At 39.9% G+C, this 16787-nt stretch carries 15 protein-coding genes; 1 reads left to right on the forward strand and 14 read right to left on the reverse strand.

Translation table 11 applies throughout. From position 1 onward, the window contains the following. Positions 1–78: 78 nt before the first annotated feature. The 8 genes from KSK55_RS03970 to KSK55_RS04005 all read right to left on the reverse strand — a co-directional run bounded on the left by KSK55_RS03970 (position 79) and on the right by KSK55_RS04005 (position 8737). Positions 79–1503, reverse strand: a complete 1425-nt coding sequence (locus tag KSK55_RS03970) for a transposase (RefSeq protein ID WP_218607131.1) — start codon at positions 1501–1503, stop codon at positions 79–81. A gap of 161 nt (positions 1504–1664) precedes the next feature. Next, on the reverse strand, positions 1665–1973 hold the full coding sequence (locus KSK55_RS03975) for a hypothetical protein (RefSeq protein WP_218608267.1): 309 nt from the start codon (positions 1971–1973) through the stop codon (positions 1665–1667). Positions 1974–2055: 82 nt separating this feature from the next. Then, positions 2056–3372: a hypothetical protein gene (locus KSK55_RS03980; RefSeq protein WP_218608268.1), complete on the reverse strand. Its 1317-nt coding sequence runs from the start codon at positions 3370–3372 to the stop codon at positions 2056–2058. Further along, entirely contained in the window at positions 3372–5381 is a 2010-nt protein-coding gene (locus KSK55_RS03985) for an ATP-binding protein (RefSeq protein WP_218608269.1), read from the reverse strand. Before KSK55_RS03985 ends, KSK55_RS03980 begins: the two co-directional genes overlap by 1 nt. Beyond that, complete coding sequence (locus KSK55_RS03990; RefSeq protein WP_218608270.1) at positions 5381–6226, reverse strand: DNA adenine methylase; 846 nt, start codon at positions 6224–6226, stop codon at positions 5381–5383. The genes KSK55_RS03985 and KSK55_RS03990 overlap by 1 nt, the downstream gene beginning before the upstream one ends. Before the next feature lie 227 nt (positions 6227–6453). Continuing rightward, complete coding sequence (locus KSK55_RS03995; RefSeq protein ID WP_218608271.1) at positions 6454–7113, reverse strand: site-specific integrase; 660 nt, start codon at positions 7111–7113, stop codon at positions 6454–6456. Positions 7114–7510: 397 nt separating this feature from the next. After that, entirely contained in the window at positions 7511–7951 is a 441-nt protein-coding gene (locus tag KSK55_RS04000; RefSeq protein WP_218608272.1) for a hypothetical protein, read from the reverse strand. 120 nt (positions 7952–8071) lie between these two features. After that, positions 8072–8737, reverse strand: coding sequence for a helix-turn-helix domain-containing protein (locus KSK55_RS04005; RefSeq protein WP_218608273.1), 666 nt, complete (start codon positions 8735–8737; stop codon positions 8072–8074). A gap of 169 nt (positions 8738–8906) precedes the next feature. On the opposite strand from KSK55_RS04005, the gene KSK55_RS04010 reads away from it, so the two are divergent. After that, positions 8907–9602: an HAD family hydrolase gene (locus tag KSK55_RS04010; RefSeq protein ID WP_218608274.1), complete on the forward strand. Its 696-nt coding sequence runs from the start codon at positions 8907–8909 to the stop codon at positions 9600–9602. On the opposite strand, the gene KSK55_RS04015 is transcribed toward KSK55_RS04010, so the two are convergent. The 6 genes from KSK55_RS04015 to KSK55_RS04040 all read right to left on the reverse strand — a co-directional run bounded on the left by KSK55_RS04015 (position 9599) and on the right by KSK55_RS04040 (position 16693). Beyond that, a complete protein-coding gene (locus tag KSK55_RS04015; protein WP_218608275.1) occupies positions 9599–10651 on the reverse strand; it encodes a sensor histidine kinase in 1053 nt (350 codons plus the stop codon). The genes KSK55_RS04010 and KSK55_RS04015 overlap by 4 nt on opposite strands. A 76-nt stretch (positions 10652–10727) precedes the next feature. After that, positions 10728–11660 (reverse strand): CAP domain-containing protein, encoded by a 933-nt coding sequence (locus tag KSK55_RS04020; protein ID WP_218608276.1) that lies wholly within the window; start codon positions 11658–11660, stop codon positions 10728–10730. Positions 11661–11718: 58 nt separating this feature from the next. Further along, positions 11719–12648: a hypothetical protein gene (locus KSK55_RS04025; protein ID WP_218608277.1), complete on the reverse strand. Its 930-nt coding sequence runs from the start codon at positions 12646–12648 to the stop codon at positions 11719–11721. 109 nt (positions 12649–12757) lie between these two features. Continuing rightward, positions 12758–14176: an aldehyde dehydrogenase family protein gene (locus KSK55_RS04030; protein ID WP_214418914.1), complete on the reverse strand. Its 1419-nt coding sequence runs from the start codon at positions 14174–14176 to the stop codon at positions 12758–12760. 22 nt (positions 14177–14198) lie between these two features. Next, positions 14199–16064, reverse strand: a complete 1866-nt coding sequence (gene feoB, locus KSK55_RS04035; RefSeq protein ID WP_218608278.1) for a ferrous iron transport protein B — start codon at positions 16062–16064, stop codon at positions 14199–14201. Next, on the reverse strand, positions 16061–16693 hold the full coding sequence (locus tag KSK55_RS04040) for a metal-dependent transcriptional regulator (RefSeq protein ID WP_218608279.1): 633 nt from the start codon (positions 16691–16693) through the stop codon (positions 16061–16063). The genes feoB and KSK55_RS04040 overlap by 4 nt, the downstream gene beginning before the upstream one ends. Positions 16694–16787: the final 94 nt, after the last annotated feature.

Below are 16787 nucleotides of genomic sequence, written 5' to 3' on the forward strand. Positions count from 1 at the left end.
AATTGCAGTTTTTGGTAATGTAAGAAATTGGTTTTCGTACTCTATTAATCGATCATTTCTATACCTGAACTCGGCATTTTAACCCATAGGTATTTGGTCGGTGAAGAGGCTGAGTATTTTTGTTGCTCTCTTAGGAATCTGTGCAAAACTTTTTGTTCCACGTGCATCATGAATTATCTCAATTTTTGAAAGTTCAAAAAAGACTTCTTCTACAGAGATAATCTGATTTAAGTTTAATATGCGAAGTTTTCTTAAAACTGAAAAGTATATCCTCAGTGCCAATAATGATATGAAAAAATAACCTCTAACACTTTCTTCCGACTGCAAATACGATTTATCTGAATCTATTGGGTTTTTTAATGCATCAAATGCAAGTTCCACATCTTCCCTCTCTTTATATAAAAGAAAAATTTCTGCTGGAGGTTTAGCAATGTCAGATAATATTGGAATTATTCCCGAAAATTCGCATTTATTTTGATATTCACCTACATTCAGGCCTCTTTTAAGTGAATTTTTTAGTAAAGTAGATTCTTTTTCCCCCTTCAATAAGGGATCCATATAAAGGTAGAGGTAACCATATTGATTATTAACACACGTACACAAAATCCCTCTATTACGATATAAAAACCCTCCATCCCATACTATTTTAGATTTTTGTAAGAATTTTGAATTCTTTTTTAATGGGACAAGGTAGTGAATACCTCTTTTTTTTAGTTCATTCAACAATGAATACGAAGAGAAGCCCCGATCCAAAATTAATCCAATATCGTTGTCTTTAAATCGATTTAAGAAATTTTTTATTGTTTTTATATCTCTCATAGATCCATATGAGACATCGCATCCGATTGGAAGACCGGTATTCGATGAGAATGCCATTGAAACCCCAATTTGTTCGTTTTTATCATGGTCTGCATTATATCCCTTTTCAGCTAACTTTATTGATTCAGAATAAGTAATAATCGCAGTTAAGTCGTAAAATATCAAATCGTCGTCTGAAGCTAATTCTGCAAATAAGTCATACCACCAGCCAACTTCAGAACCGATTTGGTGAAGTACCTCTCCTAAATGTTTAGGCAACAATTTGACATTGATTTGATTGGATAAATCTAACTTTTCCCATCGTGATTCAATTAATCTGAGAGGTTTAGGATCTAAGGCTTTTACGATAGCCATAGTGACTAATTCCTTGAAATATGGAGTATATTTTTCTAATAATGATTCAAGATCCTTGATGTATGAATAGGCTAGCATCCCATTAGCATATTCAAATATTTCTCTGTTTGAAACTATTTTTGAGGCTGAATTTTTTTTGGGTTTAAACGTACCATCACGAGTTATGGATCCAATATAGTGTGTCGTTTTTTTCGATTTTTTTGTTTGTGGATCATACACACTTGAAGCGCGATAAACATAAAAACCACCTTTGATTTGATGAATTTCTACGTTATGTTGAAGATTTTTTTTCAAGTTTTGAAGGGTGTGCCGCACCTTATCAGGGATCATATTCATATCCTACTACTGGGTTAAAATACACTGTGTTAATTTATTAGTAGAATTATAAATATTTTGCCCTGTTCTAGAAGTTCATTTTTTAAACTCCTTAAAAATTGAATATTTTTCAAAACAAAGGGTAAAAATATTTGAAGGAAACTTACAATACTGGGTTAACTAAGAAAAGTTAGGGTTCTATAATTACTTGAAATCACTCGCAATACAACAACATCAATGTCAAATCCTACTTTAATAGCATAATATACCCCTAAATGCCCATCTCTTAAAAATTCCTTAATATCTGAAGTTGCTTTATCCGGAGGTTCACATAAATAAAAGTCGTATGGATTTAAATTTCCAGAATTATCATTATAATCAACAGAAATTATCTTTAATCCAATATCCATAAAATCCTTATGAACCGTCATTAAATTGGAGTTAATTGAGACCGATTTTACCATAATAAAGGATGTTTTTTCCATGATATTAAGATAAAAACCCTCCATTATGTTATCAAAAACAAACTGTGAACTTATCTAATGTTCAGTGAGAGCAAAAAATTAGTTAATTTTGAGATTCTGAAAATAATTTTAACATCTTTGAAGAAGGGTAAGTTGATAACGAAGCGATATTGTTTGCTAGTTCTATAGGAAGAAGTGCACCTTCATATCTATTACTTATAATTTTTGGAATTGTTGAAATAATCCGTGTGTAACCGATCAAATCATCCGGTTGCGGATTTTGTTTATACTTTCCAAATGGTATATTCAAAACCATCATATGGTAGTTGTTTTGTTTTATGAATAATTTCGCTCCATAATTAGTATCCTTTCCATAAGGTGCACCTCCTATTGGACGACACTGAATATGTTTTTTAATATATTCATCTTGTAACAGAAGAAAGGATTTTTTTGGGGCATCAGGACCAAGAAATTGCAGATGATCATAAAACATGCCAGATTTTTCCTGACCCATCATATGAATAGGATAACCTGAAGTTTTAGCATATTCAAAGAATTGTCTAATTGGCTCTACTAATTTTGAATATTGTGCTCTAATTGATAATGGACCATCTTTTATAAAAAGACACTCACTGATTAAATCTTTATGATTCTCCCAAAATATACGTAATGCTGTAAATAGAAGAAGAGTTTCATGGATAATCATATAAGTAGATGCTATTGTTGGGGGAGCCGAATCTTCACCCATATCAAGATGAAAACCAAGAAAGTCAGTAATATATATTTCATTTCCACAGACAGAACATATTCCTTTATCTGAATCATAAGGCAGAGAGGTCAAATGTTTTTGATCTTCATGACCATATGGACATTGAAATTCAGGTAAGCCATCTCTAGAATCACTCCATTTTTTATAAGCTATCCATTTTAACGTATCAAGGATTTGTCCATCCATATTAGGTGATGTATCACAAATAGAATGATAAATCGTATCCCTAATTGTATCATAAATGGTTTTACCTTCAGTCCAGGTATTCCTTAATGGTAATATTGTTGAATGGGATGTTACTGATTCTCGAAGAATGTCTTGTATTACAAAAGGGTGAGGAGTCTCTGGATCTACTTTTTCTAAAGCATAAGTATCCAGTTTCAATAAAGCAGTCTTTATAAAAGAAACTGATGAATAGGGATATTGATCATGATCAATTTGTTGAAGAGATCCATCCACAACAAAAATGTATTTCAAAGTCTCTTCAGCAGCAGGTAATGGCGACCAATTAATTGTATTACATTCTTCTGGTCGATATTGTTGATTAAAATTCGCTAATAGTTGTTTGACTAATGGATAATCCATAACCTCAAGATGTCCAAGTCTACTTGCTCGCTCACCAGGTAATCTTGAACCCTGTTGATACGGCATTAATTACTCCTATCAGTGGATTCAGTACAGCAAAATTTATTTGCTTGAATCGGGATGACAAATCGATTTGAACGTGTTAATATTCGAACATATCCTTGAGTTTTGGTTTGTAAGATATCCTCAATTAGACCTTCATATGCAACGTTCAATCTCGCTAACTTATCAACTTCTGGTCTTGAAGATATATGTGTTACAAAAAAGTTTTCCGTTTGAGCTAATAAATCTTGACTGATAGTTGAAGGAGATTGTGTGGAATATACCATTCCTAAATGGTATTTTGCTCCTTCTTTTGATATTCTATTATAGATACTTGTTACCTTACTATCATCAGAAGGGAATAGATTATGTGCCTCTTCAAAGTATAATTGAATATAATGATCTGACAATTTATTTTCTGAAAATAATTCCACTTGGTGTTCAAAAATAGATTTAGACAACCATTGTGAAAAATAATTCATGACTTCTGGATGAGCATTACTTAAATCTAAAATTATTGTCTTCCCGAGCGATAATGAATTGAGTATTTCAGTAACAAAATTTGCTGCATCTTTATCATGATAAATTCGATAGGGCAGAATTTTTCTAGGTCCACTTGCAGATTGTGATCTGGGTACCAAAAATTCTAGTAATGCTTCATCATCAGAATCAAATAAGGGATTATTATTAGCACTTTCTAACCTTGGTAAATGTGAATTTCTATTTCGTTCAGCAAAGAGTTGTAACTCAATAAGCAATTCATCTAAAGTGGTTACATTTTCAGGCATTTGACGATCATTTGCTTCATAGATCTCTAACCTTTGTTCTCTACCAAAACGTGGATTGACTCCACCATAGTGTTGAAGAGTGCTAAAGTTTGCAGGAAATCCTGCCTTATGAAGAATTGCCCAATACATCAGAATTTTTCGATTTGCACGAGTTCTATCACCGAAACCCATCTCTTGTATACTTGCAAAAGACGGAATTTCTACGGAAAGGAAACTAGAGATATAATTTGAAAGGTGTGATTCCTTTTCTCGAATCAACGTACCTAATAAGTGATGAGAAATATCAGGATTTGAATAGAAATCTAATCTCAAAGGCTTTGAAACAGTGTTTTCTTTAGGAGTGATTGCATAAACATCACAATCAGAAGAATAAGCAGATGCTAGGGAAGTACTATCATCTTGCGGGTTATCATTAGCATATTCTCCATTAATATCAAAAATCACCTGACCAACAGAATGCTTTCTTTTATCTGTAGTGGATGGATTCAAATGAGTTGTTTTTATCAAACTTTCTGCTATGATTTTAACAATATTACTCTTACCTGTTCGCGTTTTTCCGAACATTGCAGTTCTAGTTCCCTTAAAATCATCGGTTGATACAATAACGGGAACATTAGGTAATTTACAATCAGGTAATTTCAAACGACATTCAGTAAACCTCAATTTTCCAATTTCAAATAGATTTTGTGATGGTTGAATTGAATTAATTATTAAATCAAGAAGTTCATCTGACGGCGAATAAACAAAATATTTATGCGCACTAACAATATTATTCAAATCTCCAGAAAATTCAATAACATTAGAGAGTTCAGGATGTGGATAATACATGCCTAAAAATGAAGTTTTTAAAGCACCCCATTGTAGTTCACTTTGAGTAAAAACATCCAATTCAGGCATTGACTTTTTATGTAATTCAAAATAGGTTTGCTGTTTCTCTTTTTTCAATGGTTCATCAGCTGTTCCATCAACCCTGAGTAAAGAAAAGTGCGGAGTATATTTAGTATATTCAGCAGGTACCATTATTAGTAAAGAATTACGGGGAATGCCCCCTACAGCAATTTTAAATGCGTCAGAAGTTACAATAGTTGCAGTATTATACCCTATTTCTAAAACAAATCCAACAAACCGATAATGTGCATAATCTTTACCTTCGAATTTTCTTTGTTCATCCTCTAAAAAATTAATCAATACTCTAATCGGATGGTTTTGTAATGCAATATCGTTGCTTAAAGTTTTCAAATTCATTAAAACATCTCTTCTTTGATTGAAAAAATTATGACTTCTCCAGGATTTGTGGACAATTGTCCAGGATTAGAACCAGTACCAATATCTGGTTGAAACATACGGTTTTTCTTATAGAGTTTAACAATATCAGGATGTGATGAATTAGTCATAACCCATTGAACACCCCTTTTGGTTGCTCTTTTCAAAGCATTGGCTAGTCTTTTTTGATCAGGATAAGCAAAAATACCATAGCGATAGTGTTCGTTAAGCTGCTCTTTCTGCCCCGGACAATAAGGAGGATCAAGAAATAGAAAATCACCATCCACACTTTCATCAATTATCGCATTAAAATCACTGCATTTCAAATCAGCTTTTTTAAGTCTCTTTGCCACATCAATTAGATCTTTCTGATCAATTACCCACCGTCTATCTTGACCACCATATCCAACATTGAATTCACCATTGGTATTATATCTCCACATTCCTTTGAAACAAGTTCGATTTAAATAAAGTATTCTCGCTGCCCTTTCTAATAAATGAAGATCTTCTGGATTCATATTTCGAATCTCATAATATCCATCTTTATTATCTGGATAACTACAGTACAATTTCCAAACAACTTTAGGATCTTTCCTAATTCCTTGATAGAGATCGATTAATTCACTATTTATATCAGATAATACCGCTCTTTTCGGATTTAAATGAAAAAATACTGCTCCCCCACCCAAAAAAGGTTCAACATAATATTGGATATCATTAAGATTATGAGGAAATAAATGAGAGAAATTTTGAATGAAACGCTGTTTCCCCCCAGGATACCGCAAAATAGAAAGATTCTTTGAACTATTGTTAATATGACATATCATAAAATCGCTTAAACATAATACGAATCACTTCTCACACGATCATTAAATCAATTTACTACATTTGGTTGACTTATTAAAGACACTTAATTTAATGACAATCATATGATAATAATTTATTAATATCTTACGAAATGCCTCTGAATAATCTATTTAAAGATTTAAGATTATGGAAAAAACATAACTGTTAAGCATTTTTTAAACACACACCACCCACCTGTGAGTAATTATTAATATAATTGAACATTACCCCATCTTTCCATATACTTATCATAAAGAGATTCAGACGTGATCTGCTTATAAGATCTGAATTGAACTGATGATAAACCATGACACATTATCATATTTTTAAAGGTCTCATTAAATTCAAGTAAATCACTTTGCTGTTCAAAAAACTTCCTCATATCTTTCAACATAATCTTGTCAGTAGTGTGTCGTAATAAGACAGGATTTTTTGATAACCAGCGAACACATTTATCCTTCTTAAACAACTTCTTATCTAAATCCTTCCCTTCTACCAACTTTTTCAATAATCGTACTAATACCGGATGAAGCGGCACACGATGACTTATCCGTGTTTTATCCTGTTCTCCAAATACTTCAAGGACAGGTTTTTCATTATCTAATACTGAAGTCAACTGCCATACTTCCAATGTTTCACTGACGATCGGTCGCTGACCAGTATATGCAAGAAATAGAATTTGAGAGACATATTCTAATTTCTGAACATCAGAAAGATCACTTTGATGAACATGATCAATTATATTAACTATGTCCTCTTTCACAATTATTCGCTGATTGAGATTTCGTATGCGAAGATTTTTAGGTAAAACAAGTTTGCTTTTCAAGTAATCGATATTGTATCCCTTTTTTAGAGATAACTCATGCATAAATTTCTTAACGAAATTAAAGACTTTTAATCGTGAATCGCGATCAGTATAATGACTGATTACATAGTCTCTCAATTGAGTGATTGTTTCTTCATCGATGATACCCTGTGTATAATCCCAAAGTATCTGATATGACTTTCTTTTCCATTGCAAAGAATTATATGCAAGACCTATTGTTTGTTCTTTAAAGTATCGATCTAACTCTACTTTGTTAAATACGAAGAAATGTTCGAGATAAGTATTATCTATAGGAGAATTAACGTTGAATTCAGAAGAAGGAAAACCGGCGCTTCTCTCCGGATTATCGGGCCGTGTAAAGGCGGTGTCATAACCAACTAGACCATAGGCCCTTGCGCCTTACAAGGTATACTTCTGACCATATAAGCATTGCCTATTTCTATCCAGCAAAATTATGATACACATGCACATTAAATAACCCAGATGCCATGTACCGCTGCCTATCTTCTATCATCTCAGTCGGACTGTCAACAGCAGTATACAGATTTACCTGGACCCACCCTTTTCCCATCGGTTTCTCAGGTTCAGGGGCTGCGAGTGGGGCCATCTTACCATTCGGTGCAATTATTCCAGCAGGAACAGGAGCGGTTACATTCAGGGACGGATTTGAATGATCCCTGGATTCATCAGAAAAAACCAACACCGGACTACTCTTTTCTGACACCACTGGAATATCACTTGGAAAATCCTCAAAAATGAGCAGATTTCTCGTTGGAATAATCTCATCAGGCGTTCCGGAGATCTGCAGAGGCATGATGATAACCGGTAGTACGATGATCAAGAACAGTACAGGAAACAGAATATAATGAATTATTCGCATGCTCCCCCTTGCATGCAGCATCCCAGGGCATAATCCGGTGTATAACCCCACCAGTCACACCTGAGAATGCCCGGTATACATTATTCTGGTGGGGCAAGAGAAAAAGTCTCTGGTTTTACCTTATGTTCCAGATTGGTGTGTCAGAATATCCCGTCCATGAATGAGCCAGGATCTCCCTACTTTCCGTGCAGAGATCTTATTTTCTTTAATGTATTTTCGCATGGTCGAGACAGATACACCCAATGCTACTGCTGCTTCTGTCTGCGAATATTCCTTATCAGGCCTGACCTTCATAGAACCCATCTCCATCGCATCCATAACCGGAGCGACCGGTTGACGAGGAGTTTTTACCAGTGCCTCTTCAGAAAGATTCCCAGCCGGAGGGAGATCAGAATCTATGACCCCGGTCACTGATACATGGGTTGCCGGACTAGTCAGTGCCATTGTATTTGAAATCGCTGTGGGAAGAACCGATGGAAATACAGGACCGGACACATGGGTATTACTTTCAAGCAAGGTAATCCGGCGTTCCAGTTCGGTTATCAAAGCGCCATGCCGGGCAATCGTAACCGAGAGCTCTGGCGGGCATGATGGTGAGTGTGGTACATCTCTCGCTTCCCCCACCATTTCCTGAAATGACGGGGCCGTGCCCTGCTGTACAGCCTGGACATATGACGAGATAATATCCCGGATAAGTGCTGAAAGAGTAGTACTCTGGTTTTCTGCAATTTCCAGCAGTTCATCAATATGTTCCTCATCAAGAGATATTGTCAGATCTTTTCTCATATTGTCCAAGACCAAAACGTCTCGTACACCTCCGCTGATTCGCGAATGAAAATATGAGCGATACTTGAATATGGTTTTACCGATACCCTCCGTAATCAGACAATATATTTCTTCGTCCATAAGCAGAGAGAACCATAGTATGGTACGAAAGAAACCTTAGTACCCTCACATGCCAAAGATACCATACAATATTCCAGATGCAATTCTGTTTGACCTGGACAATACACTCTGTACATTCATAGATGCGAAATTAGCCGCCTGTAGGGCTGTTGTTGAACACCTGGGAGCAGGAGATGAAAACGAGCTGTTTGAGTACTTTCTCCGCCCGGTTCATTCATTTGAAGACAACCATCACATTCTTGATTACATCGACGAGAAAAAAATAACCACGCCGACAGATACCAGTCAGATAACTCGCCTCTTTGAAGAAGTAAAGATCGCACATGTCACGCCATACCCAGGAGTGCATGAGACCCTTAGCCATCTGAGCGGGCAGGGGATCAAAATGGCTGTCGTTACTGATGCTTCGATGCCACAGGCTATCCGACGATTACACAAATGTAACCTTGCACAATATTTCCAGGCGGTTGTCACTCCGGACAAATCTGGGAGATCAAAACCTGACCCTGCCTCATTTATCCTCGCACTAGATGAACTCCAGGTTTCTGGCACTATATGGCTTGTGGGGGATTCAATCAGGAGGGAAGTACTGCCAGGAAATCAACTTGGATTTGTTACCGTCTATGCCCGATATGGCGATTACTTCTCGTGTAATAACCCTAATTGTTCACCATCATATATAATAGACCGATTTCCTGATCTTCTTGAGCTTGAGGGGCTGAATTCAATAAAAAAGACAGGTTAATTTCCAAACCGATACGTATCAGGTGGAAAAATCATCTCAAACCGTGCACCCTCTCCAAAAGTACCGGTCTCCCGGATAGAAATTCCAGTGATATCCAGAATTTCTGCGGCAAGATATAGCCCATATCCCCTCCGGTCAGCATAATTCCTTGAAAAAATCCGTTCTTTGAGGTCAGGCTCAATACCCGGTCCTGAATCTTCTATTATGAGAACAAGACCTTCAGGATCTTTTCGAAACGAAAAACTAATATGGACGCCTTTTCCTCCATACTGAAGACTGTTTCGGACGATCTCATAAATAATCGCATCAAACATCCGGTCAACATAGATGAAAAGACCGGTAACGTTCACATCGCTAGTTACCATCTCTGAAAACTCATACCGTTCCAGAATTTTTGTTATTGAAGATTCTGCTTCAATGAAACCAGGTGGTCTGATTCCAAGATCCTGATATGTCCGGGTAAGTTCTGCAACTCTCCGGATTCGTTCTCCAAGGTCACGACTCTTCCGAAGCAGCAGTCGCACCTCTTCATCATCGACAATCTCATCAATTATGTCAACATAGCCGACAATACCCATGATAAGATTGGTGATATCATGACGAACGATAGCATTAAAATAGTTCAGCTTCTCATTTGCCTTCCTGACCGCACGTTCAGAACGAATATGATCCTGAATAGATCCTGATTCTGGTTCTGTTTCTGGTTTCACATCTTCTTTCTCTGCCCAGATAAGAGAAAACCGACCATTTGAAAGTCGTGAGATAGAACCAGGCCATACCAGATCTGTTCCAGGAATGGTAAGACGAATTTTTTTTCCTGCACCGAGTGACAATTCTGATCCATCCCGGTACATCTCATGGATTAAATAGGCTATATCCGGCGGAAAAATACTCTCCACCGGCATATTTTCTGTTATTATTGAGGTTATACGCTCACAGGGTGATGAGAAAACCAGTGTTCCGTCATCATCCCAGATAAACCAGCAGACCCCGGGTTTTAATAGCACTTCCCAATCATGGACCCTGTCACTACTGGATGTATTGATCATTTATATCCGGCACTATAGCATCTTCTGATACTCTTATTTATAACATGATAGTTTCTTCATATGACCTGGATCATTATTACCAGAAGTCCGAAACTGCATAATAATATTCTCCATTCCAGAATAAACCAATTCCAAATCGATCTGACAATGGATCAAGTATGTTTTTCTTATGTCCCGGACTATTCATCCATCCATCCATAAGGGCTGTCGCTATTGCTGAGCTGTTTGTCGGATCCACATATCCGACTCCGGATACCATACCGGTCCCGATGTACGCCAGATTTTCTGAAATACCTATCCTGACCCCGCCCACTATCTCTTTCGTTGTCGGGTAACCAAAGGCTTCAGCCCGATCAGAAGGTCCGTCTCCGGATCGGTCGGTGTGAGATAACCTTCCAGTCCTGGATAATTCTTCTGCATACCTGTCAGCTATAATTGCAAGATCATCATCCCAACTCAAAGGATGTAGTCCTTGTCGGATTCTGTATTCATTTGTCAGATCCTGTATCCCGGCAATAATGCCTGATTCCAGCGCCTTCTGATCAGGAACTGGCTTTTCGATAACTGTTACCGGAGTAGAGAGACGGGCAAGAGCTTTGGTATTTTCTATAACTCGGGATCCCCGGTACTGAATATATCCATACAGCGAATATTCCCCTTGCGGCAGATCATCAGGTACGGTTCCGATGTACGAAAGATTCACGACCTGACCTGAACGAATCGGATCAACCGGAATCGCAGAGATCGTTCCATTTATCTCAGGATCAGCAGCGTCTCTTAGGAATACGTACACAGTGGTTATCCCGGATGTTTGATCGCCCCGGTTTTCAATACTGATAGTTCCTTCATATGGGTAACCAGTATATGCCGAGTTCTTCCCGGTAAGATCAGTGATGATGAGATCAGGACCAATGGAGACAGCAGTTACAGGAATTTGAGTGCATGCAATGCAAAATAGACAGAACACAAAAAATGAAAAAAGCCTCATGACATGATCGTCACTATTCATCCGATCACACAGATGGTATGGAAAAGAAAAATGAGTTTCCGGTCAGACGATCCAAAAATCAGATCTCGTCAGGTTCGAGGTCTTCAAAATCCATATCTGCCAGGTCGTCATCCCCTGACATATCGTCGTCCATCATATTCTCATCAAGAGGCATATCAAAATCAGAAAGCCCTTCATCTGAAAGGCCACCCTCATCCCCGATCTCTAATTCTGCTGCAGGTTCTTCTGGAGCAGGGAACTCGTCAGTAAGGGATTCAGAAAACTCCGAGTCTGACATATCGGCCTCTAAATCTCCCTCAAAGTCTGGGAGAGATCCAGAATCAGGTGCCGTCTCCTCTTCTACTCCGGTGTCATCAAATGAGCCAAAGTCTTCATCATCAATTCCCGGAAGTGCTGCCTCTCCCCCTTCATCCTCCGGAAATTCATCACCAAAGAGATCACCTGATTCGGATTCATCAAAGTCATCCGGAAGTGGAAGGTCACCATCGCCAGACTCGAGATCTGCTGTTGCCGCCGCTGCTGCTGTAGCGACTGATGCAGCTGCAACCGATGCAGCCGGAACCCCCATTTCTGTTGATGCCATCACTCCCGGTGAAGCAGATGAAGTTTTGCCCGATGAACCTGTTGTCCGTGAAGGGCGCAGAGGCTCAGGAACAGGTAGCCCTTCTTCCTTGCGCCGTTCAGTGACATATTCACGAATCCGATCCCGGAGTGGTAGATTTGATTGTGGAGAAGGAACCGGTCCGGGTTTTTGGGTATCTGAAACGGATTTTTTGGCTCCTTTTTTCTTTGTCCGTTCAGAAACATATGGCTGAATTATGTATAGCCATAAGCCCACCATTGCAGTTATCCACAAGGAAAAATACACTGCAGTAATAATATCCTTAAGTCCGGATTGAAATCCGGTGATAAGATAAAAAACCAGAAGGAGAACAATAAGCGCTACGATAAACGTGATCCCCATCAGCAACTTCTTCTCTACCTTCATGAATGAACCCTGCAGTGCATTTGTATAGCCGTCATTCAGTTCCGACTAATGATATACCAGATTATCTCAATATTGGAATTTATGTCCTCTGGTTTCCTCCCCAGAATTTTTAGGATGACACAATGATAAATCGCTCTTCAGTCATCTCACGGATAGCCCATTTCGGACCTTCTCTTCCGATTCCAGACTCTTTTACCCCACCATACGGCATACAGTCTATACGGAATGTCGGAATGTCACCAATGACAACAGCCCCGCAACAGATGGTCCGGCAAGCATACATCGCCCGACTGATGTCTTTCGTAAATACTCCGGCCTGGAGACCAAATCTAGAGGCATTTACCATTTCTATTGCTTCTTCAAAGGAATCATACGGAGTAATAGTAACAATCGGTGCAAATACCTCATCACAATTCACCGACATGTCAGGAGTGGTATGAACAAGAACTGTCGGAGAGAGGATACGATCAGTTGCAGTGCCCCCGCAGAGAATCTTTGCTCCTTTTACTTCTGCATCATGAATCCGGGAATAGGCTTCGGCTACCTTATCAGGACTTATCATCGGACCAACATCGGTCTTTGGATCTTCCGGATCACCAATCTGCAGGGCTTTTGATCTGGAAACAATCTCATCGGTAAGCATGGTCAGGACTGACCGGTGAACAAACACCCGCTGTACAGAGATACATACCTGTCCTGCATGTGAGTATGCGCCCTCAACAATCCGGGAAGCGGCATGTATCAAATCAGCATCCTCATGCACAATAACCGCTGCATTTCCGCCAAGTTCAAGAGTAACATGTCTTGCATTCGTAATATGGCGAAGGTGCCAGCCAACAGCAGGGCTTCCAGTAAAACTCAGACAGGAAACCCGTTTATCAATTGCCAGTTTTTCTGCAACGGTTGTGGAACAGGGAATGACATGAACCGCTTCTTTGGGAAAACCAGCGCGAAGAAGAAGTTCACCAAATTTTAGTGCTGTAAGCGGGGTAGCTGAGGGAGGTTTTATGATACACGCGTTTCCGGCAGCATAAGCAGGTCCTGCTTTATGACATATCTGGTTCAATGGCAGGTTAAACGGAGTTATTGCAAGAACAATGCCAACCGGAACACGAAAGATCATTCCAGTCCTTCCTTCACCAGCCGGGTATCCATCCATGGGAACCATCGTATCATGAATCCTGACCGCTTCTTCAGCAGAAATTCGTATAGTCCCAATGGCTCGTGTAACTTCAGCTGCTGCATACCGACGGACCTTCCCACCCTCACGGACAATAAGAGACGTGAGTTCTTCTGCTTCTTCTTCCATAAGGGAGGCAAGTCGATGCAGCATTGCAGATCGTGTATGAGCAGGTATAGTTGCCATGCGATTTGCTCCCTGCTCAGCGATGCTGAGGACGGCCTCAGCTTCATCAGGCCCGCCTGTACAGACTTCAGCGATAATTTCTCCAGAATAGGGATTGTGAACTGGAAGGACTGAAGAGGTTATTTTCAGTGTTCCTCCAAGAATCAGGGGTCTTGGATCCATATACTCTATATGACGTACCGGGTTATAATCCGGGTGACATCAGAGTAAACCAATGGACGAGAGCCCCTGCTGTAAAACCTAACAGAACGGTGTAAAATGATATCTGGAGTGCAGTTTTCAGCCCCTGTTCGCGGTATAACACCGCAATGGTCGAGATACAGGGAATAAACAAGGTACTGACAAGGGCAAAAATGTAGAGCTGGACTTTTGTCATAACATCAGTCAGGGTTGCGGTTCCTGCAAGCACAACCAGAGTTTCAAATGCCATCTCTTTTCTGAGAATGCCAAATAACAAAGCGGTTGAAGCAAACGGAGGCAGACCAAGGACTCCGGTCATGAACGGAGCAGTAACAGCCTCAATGATATCCAGTATCCCGTAAAATCCCAAAAGACCCAGAAAAATACTGCTGACGATGAGCAGAGGCATTGCAATGACCAGAAATTCCCGGATATGAATCCATGCCCGGGTGAGTACCATCGCTGGTGAGGGAATCCGGAGGGGTGGGACTTCAAGAACCATTCCCAGTTGGGTTCCTGAGGTCACCTTTGAAAGCACAAGTCCGGACAGGAGAATCAAGACAAAGATGATAAGATATATAGAAAGTGCTGCATACAGCCCAACAAATACTGCAACAATGCCGGCAATAATCACTGTCCGGGCAGAACAGGGAACCATGGTGATGAGAAATGCTGCAATATGCCGTTCTCTTTTTGTTCCTATCTGGCGAATCGCCATAATCGCTGGAACATTGCAGCCAAGACCCAGAACCATCGGGATGATCGCCTGTCCATGCAAACCAAACCGGTGCATTACCCGATCTACTAAAAATGCAATCCTACTCATATACCCGGTATCTTCAACGACCGACATCAGGAGATAAAAGGTGAAGACAAAGGGAAATGCAATGCCAAGGCCAGCCTGGATTGCAATGATAAATGAAAATAACAGTTCATAAATCAGAGGGTCAAGAGAAGCGGCCTGAAGAGGGATTATAAGCCAGGTATCGAATGCTGATACGATGAGTTCCTCACAATATGAGCCAATAAAAAAAACGGCAAGGAGCATAGAAAGGAGGATACCAATCATGATCGGAATCCCCGGGAACGGAGAGAGAAGCCAGTTGTCAAGTCCGCGCATCTCTTTTACTGATTTGTGCAAAACAACCTGATGCCGTATTTCTGCTGCTGCATGATGTCGGTTTCCGGCAAGAATCACTGGTACAGGCATGCGGTGCTCTTCCTCAATCTCTTCTGCTATGGTTTTGGCAGATTCAAGGAGTGAAGCATCAGTTCCTATCCCTTGTAATGCCAGAAGAGACGAAACACGTGATGCTCCGGATACCCGCATTAATGTCCTGACAGCTGCCTCAATATGACGGTCATACGGAACATGGTACGTTCCAACCGCTGCATGTTCAGAGGCAAGTGGAATTATTTCTGCAATATTTTTCCCGATGGTTGCAGCGGTAAGTAAAACAGGAACACCAATAAGTCTGGATAATACTTCAGTGTCAATGAGAAGGCCGTTTTTCTCTGCTTCATCAGCCATATTCAAAACAGCGAGAACCGGAACCTGATGCTCAAGAACCTGTAAAAGCAGGTAGAGGTTGCGTTCCAGGTGAGCGGCATCAAGGACGACAACCAGGACATCAAAGGTTCCTGCGAGAACCATATCCCTGACCAGTCGCTCTTCATCAGTGACACCATCAAGTGAATATATACCAGGAAGATCAGTGATCTCTACAGGCAGCCGCTTTACACAGGCCGTACCAGACAGGATATCCACCGTTGTGCCGGGGTAATTACTAACTTCAACTCCTATTCCGGTCAGATGTGAGAAAATGAGGGATTTGCCTACGTTCGGATTTCCAATCAATCCGATCTTCAAAAGTCCACCTCAACAAGGACTGATCGGGCAATTTCAGGACTTATTGCTATATCACAGTCCTTTACCCTGATAAGAAGAGTATCTGCCATCCGCTGTTTAACAACCACTTGTTCTCCTGGAATCAGTCCGAGATCAGCGAGTCGTGCTCCACGACCACACCCCTTGATTGCATCAATCCTGACTATATCGCCATTTTTACAATCTGACAGACTCTTGAGCGAACATCGCCGTCTGTGTCCAAAACAATGAGCAGGACAGTCACGACCTCCTTTTAAAAATTGACGGAGACGGTTGATAGTATCATCAGTCGCATGATGCTCCATCGTGCATGCCTGTGCATGGGCTTTTTCATGATCCATCCCAAGCATCTCCTGTAAAAATGCCTCCAGGACATGATGCCGACGCATGATTGCCTCCGCTGCACAAATACCGGCATCAGATAACTGAAATGTGTCATTGCCAAGATCAGTCACTTCACCAGACTTGATAAGATCTTGAAGAATGGGTACTATTTTTTGATGAGAAAAACCGGTAATACCGGCTATATCTGCAGTTGATGCACCAAGACCGGTCGCCCTGGCATGCCGTATCAGAGAAAGAAGCGTATCTTCCCGCTCAGCAATATCCATCGCGCTATGTTATTGTCACTAAAACTGTTTATAGTCCACTCAAAAGATTTGGTGAGTGGATCTTTTATGATTCAAACACTTACATCACCGTTAC

Origin of the sequence: Methanospirillum hungatei (assembly GCF_019263745.1) — an archaeon.
Classification (GTDB): Archaea; Halobacteriota; Methanomicrobia; order Methanomicrobiales; family Methanospirillaceae; genus Methanospirillum; species Methanospirillum purgamenti.

Excerpts from the sequence above, each read along its gene's own strand:
- KSK55_RS03970 (WP_218607131.1), bottom strand. The coding sequence starts at position 1,503 with ATGATCCCTGATAAGGTGCGGCACACCCTTCAAAACTTGAAAAAAAAT.
- KSK55_RS03975 (WP_218608267.1), bottom strand. The coding sequence starts at position 1,973 with ATGGAAAAAACATCCTTTATTATGGTAAAATCGGTCTCAATTAACTCC.
- KSK55_RS03980 (WP_218608268.1), bottom strand. The coding sequence starts at position 3,372 with ATGCCGTATCAACAGGGTTCAAGATTACCTGGTGAGCGAGCAAGTAGA.
- KSK55_RS03985 (WP_218608269.1), bottom strand. The coding sequence starts at position 5,381 with ATGAATTTGAAAACTTTAAGCAACGATATTGCATTACAAAACCATCCG.
- KSK55_RS03990 (WP_218608270.1), bottom strand. The coding sequence starts at position 6,226 with ATGATATGTCATATTAACAATAGTTCAAAGAATCTTTCTATTTTGCGG.
- KSK55_RS03995 (WP_218608271.1), bottom strand. The coding sequence starts at position 7,113 with ATGCATGAGTTATCTCTAAAAAAGGGATACAATATCGATTACTTGAAA.
- KSK55_RS04000 (WP_218608272.1), bottom strand. The coding sequence starts at position 7,951 with ATGCGAATAATTCATTATATTCTGTTTCCTGTACTGTTCTTGATCATC.
- KSK55_RS04005 (WP_218608273.1), bottom strand. The coding sequence starts at position 8,737 with ATGAGAAAAGATCTGACAATATCTCTTGATGAGGAACATATTGATGAA.
- KSK55_RS04010 (WP_218608274.1), top strand. The coding sequence starts at position 8,907 with ATGCCAAAGATACCATACAATATTCCAGATGCAATTCTGTTTGACCTG.
- KSK55_RS04015 (WP_218608275.1), bottom strand. The coding sequence starts at position 10,651 with ATGATCAATACATCCAGTAGTGACAGGGTCCATGATTGGGAAGTGCTA.
- KSK55_RS04020 (WP_218608276.1), bottom strand. The coding sequence starts at position 11,660 with ATGAATAGTGACGATCATGTCATGAGGCTTTTTTCATTTTTTGTGTTC.
- KSK55_RS04025 (WP_218608277.1), bottom strand. The coding sequence starts at position 12,648 with ATGAAGGTAGAGAAGAAGTTGCTGATGGGGATCACGTTTATCGTAGCG.
- KSK55_RS04030 (WP_214418914.1), bottom strand. The coding sequence starts at position 14,176 with ATGGATCCAAGACCCCTGATTCTTGGAGGAACACTGAAAATAACCTCT.
- KSK55_RS04040 (WP_218608279.1), bottom strand. The coding sequence starts at position 16,693 with ATGGATATTGCTGAGCGGGAAGATACGCTTCTTTCTCTGATACGGCAT.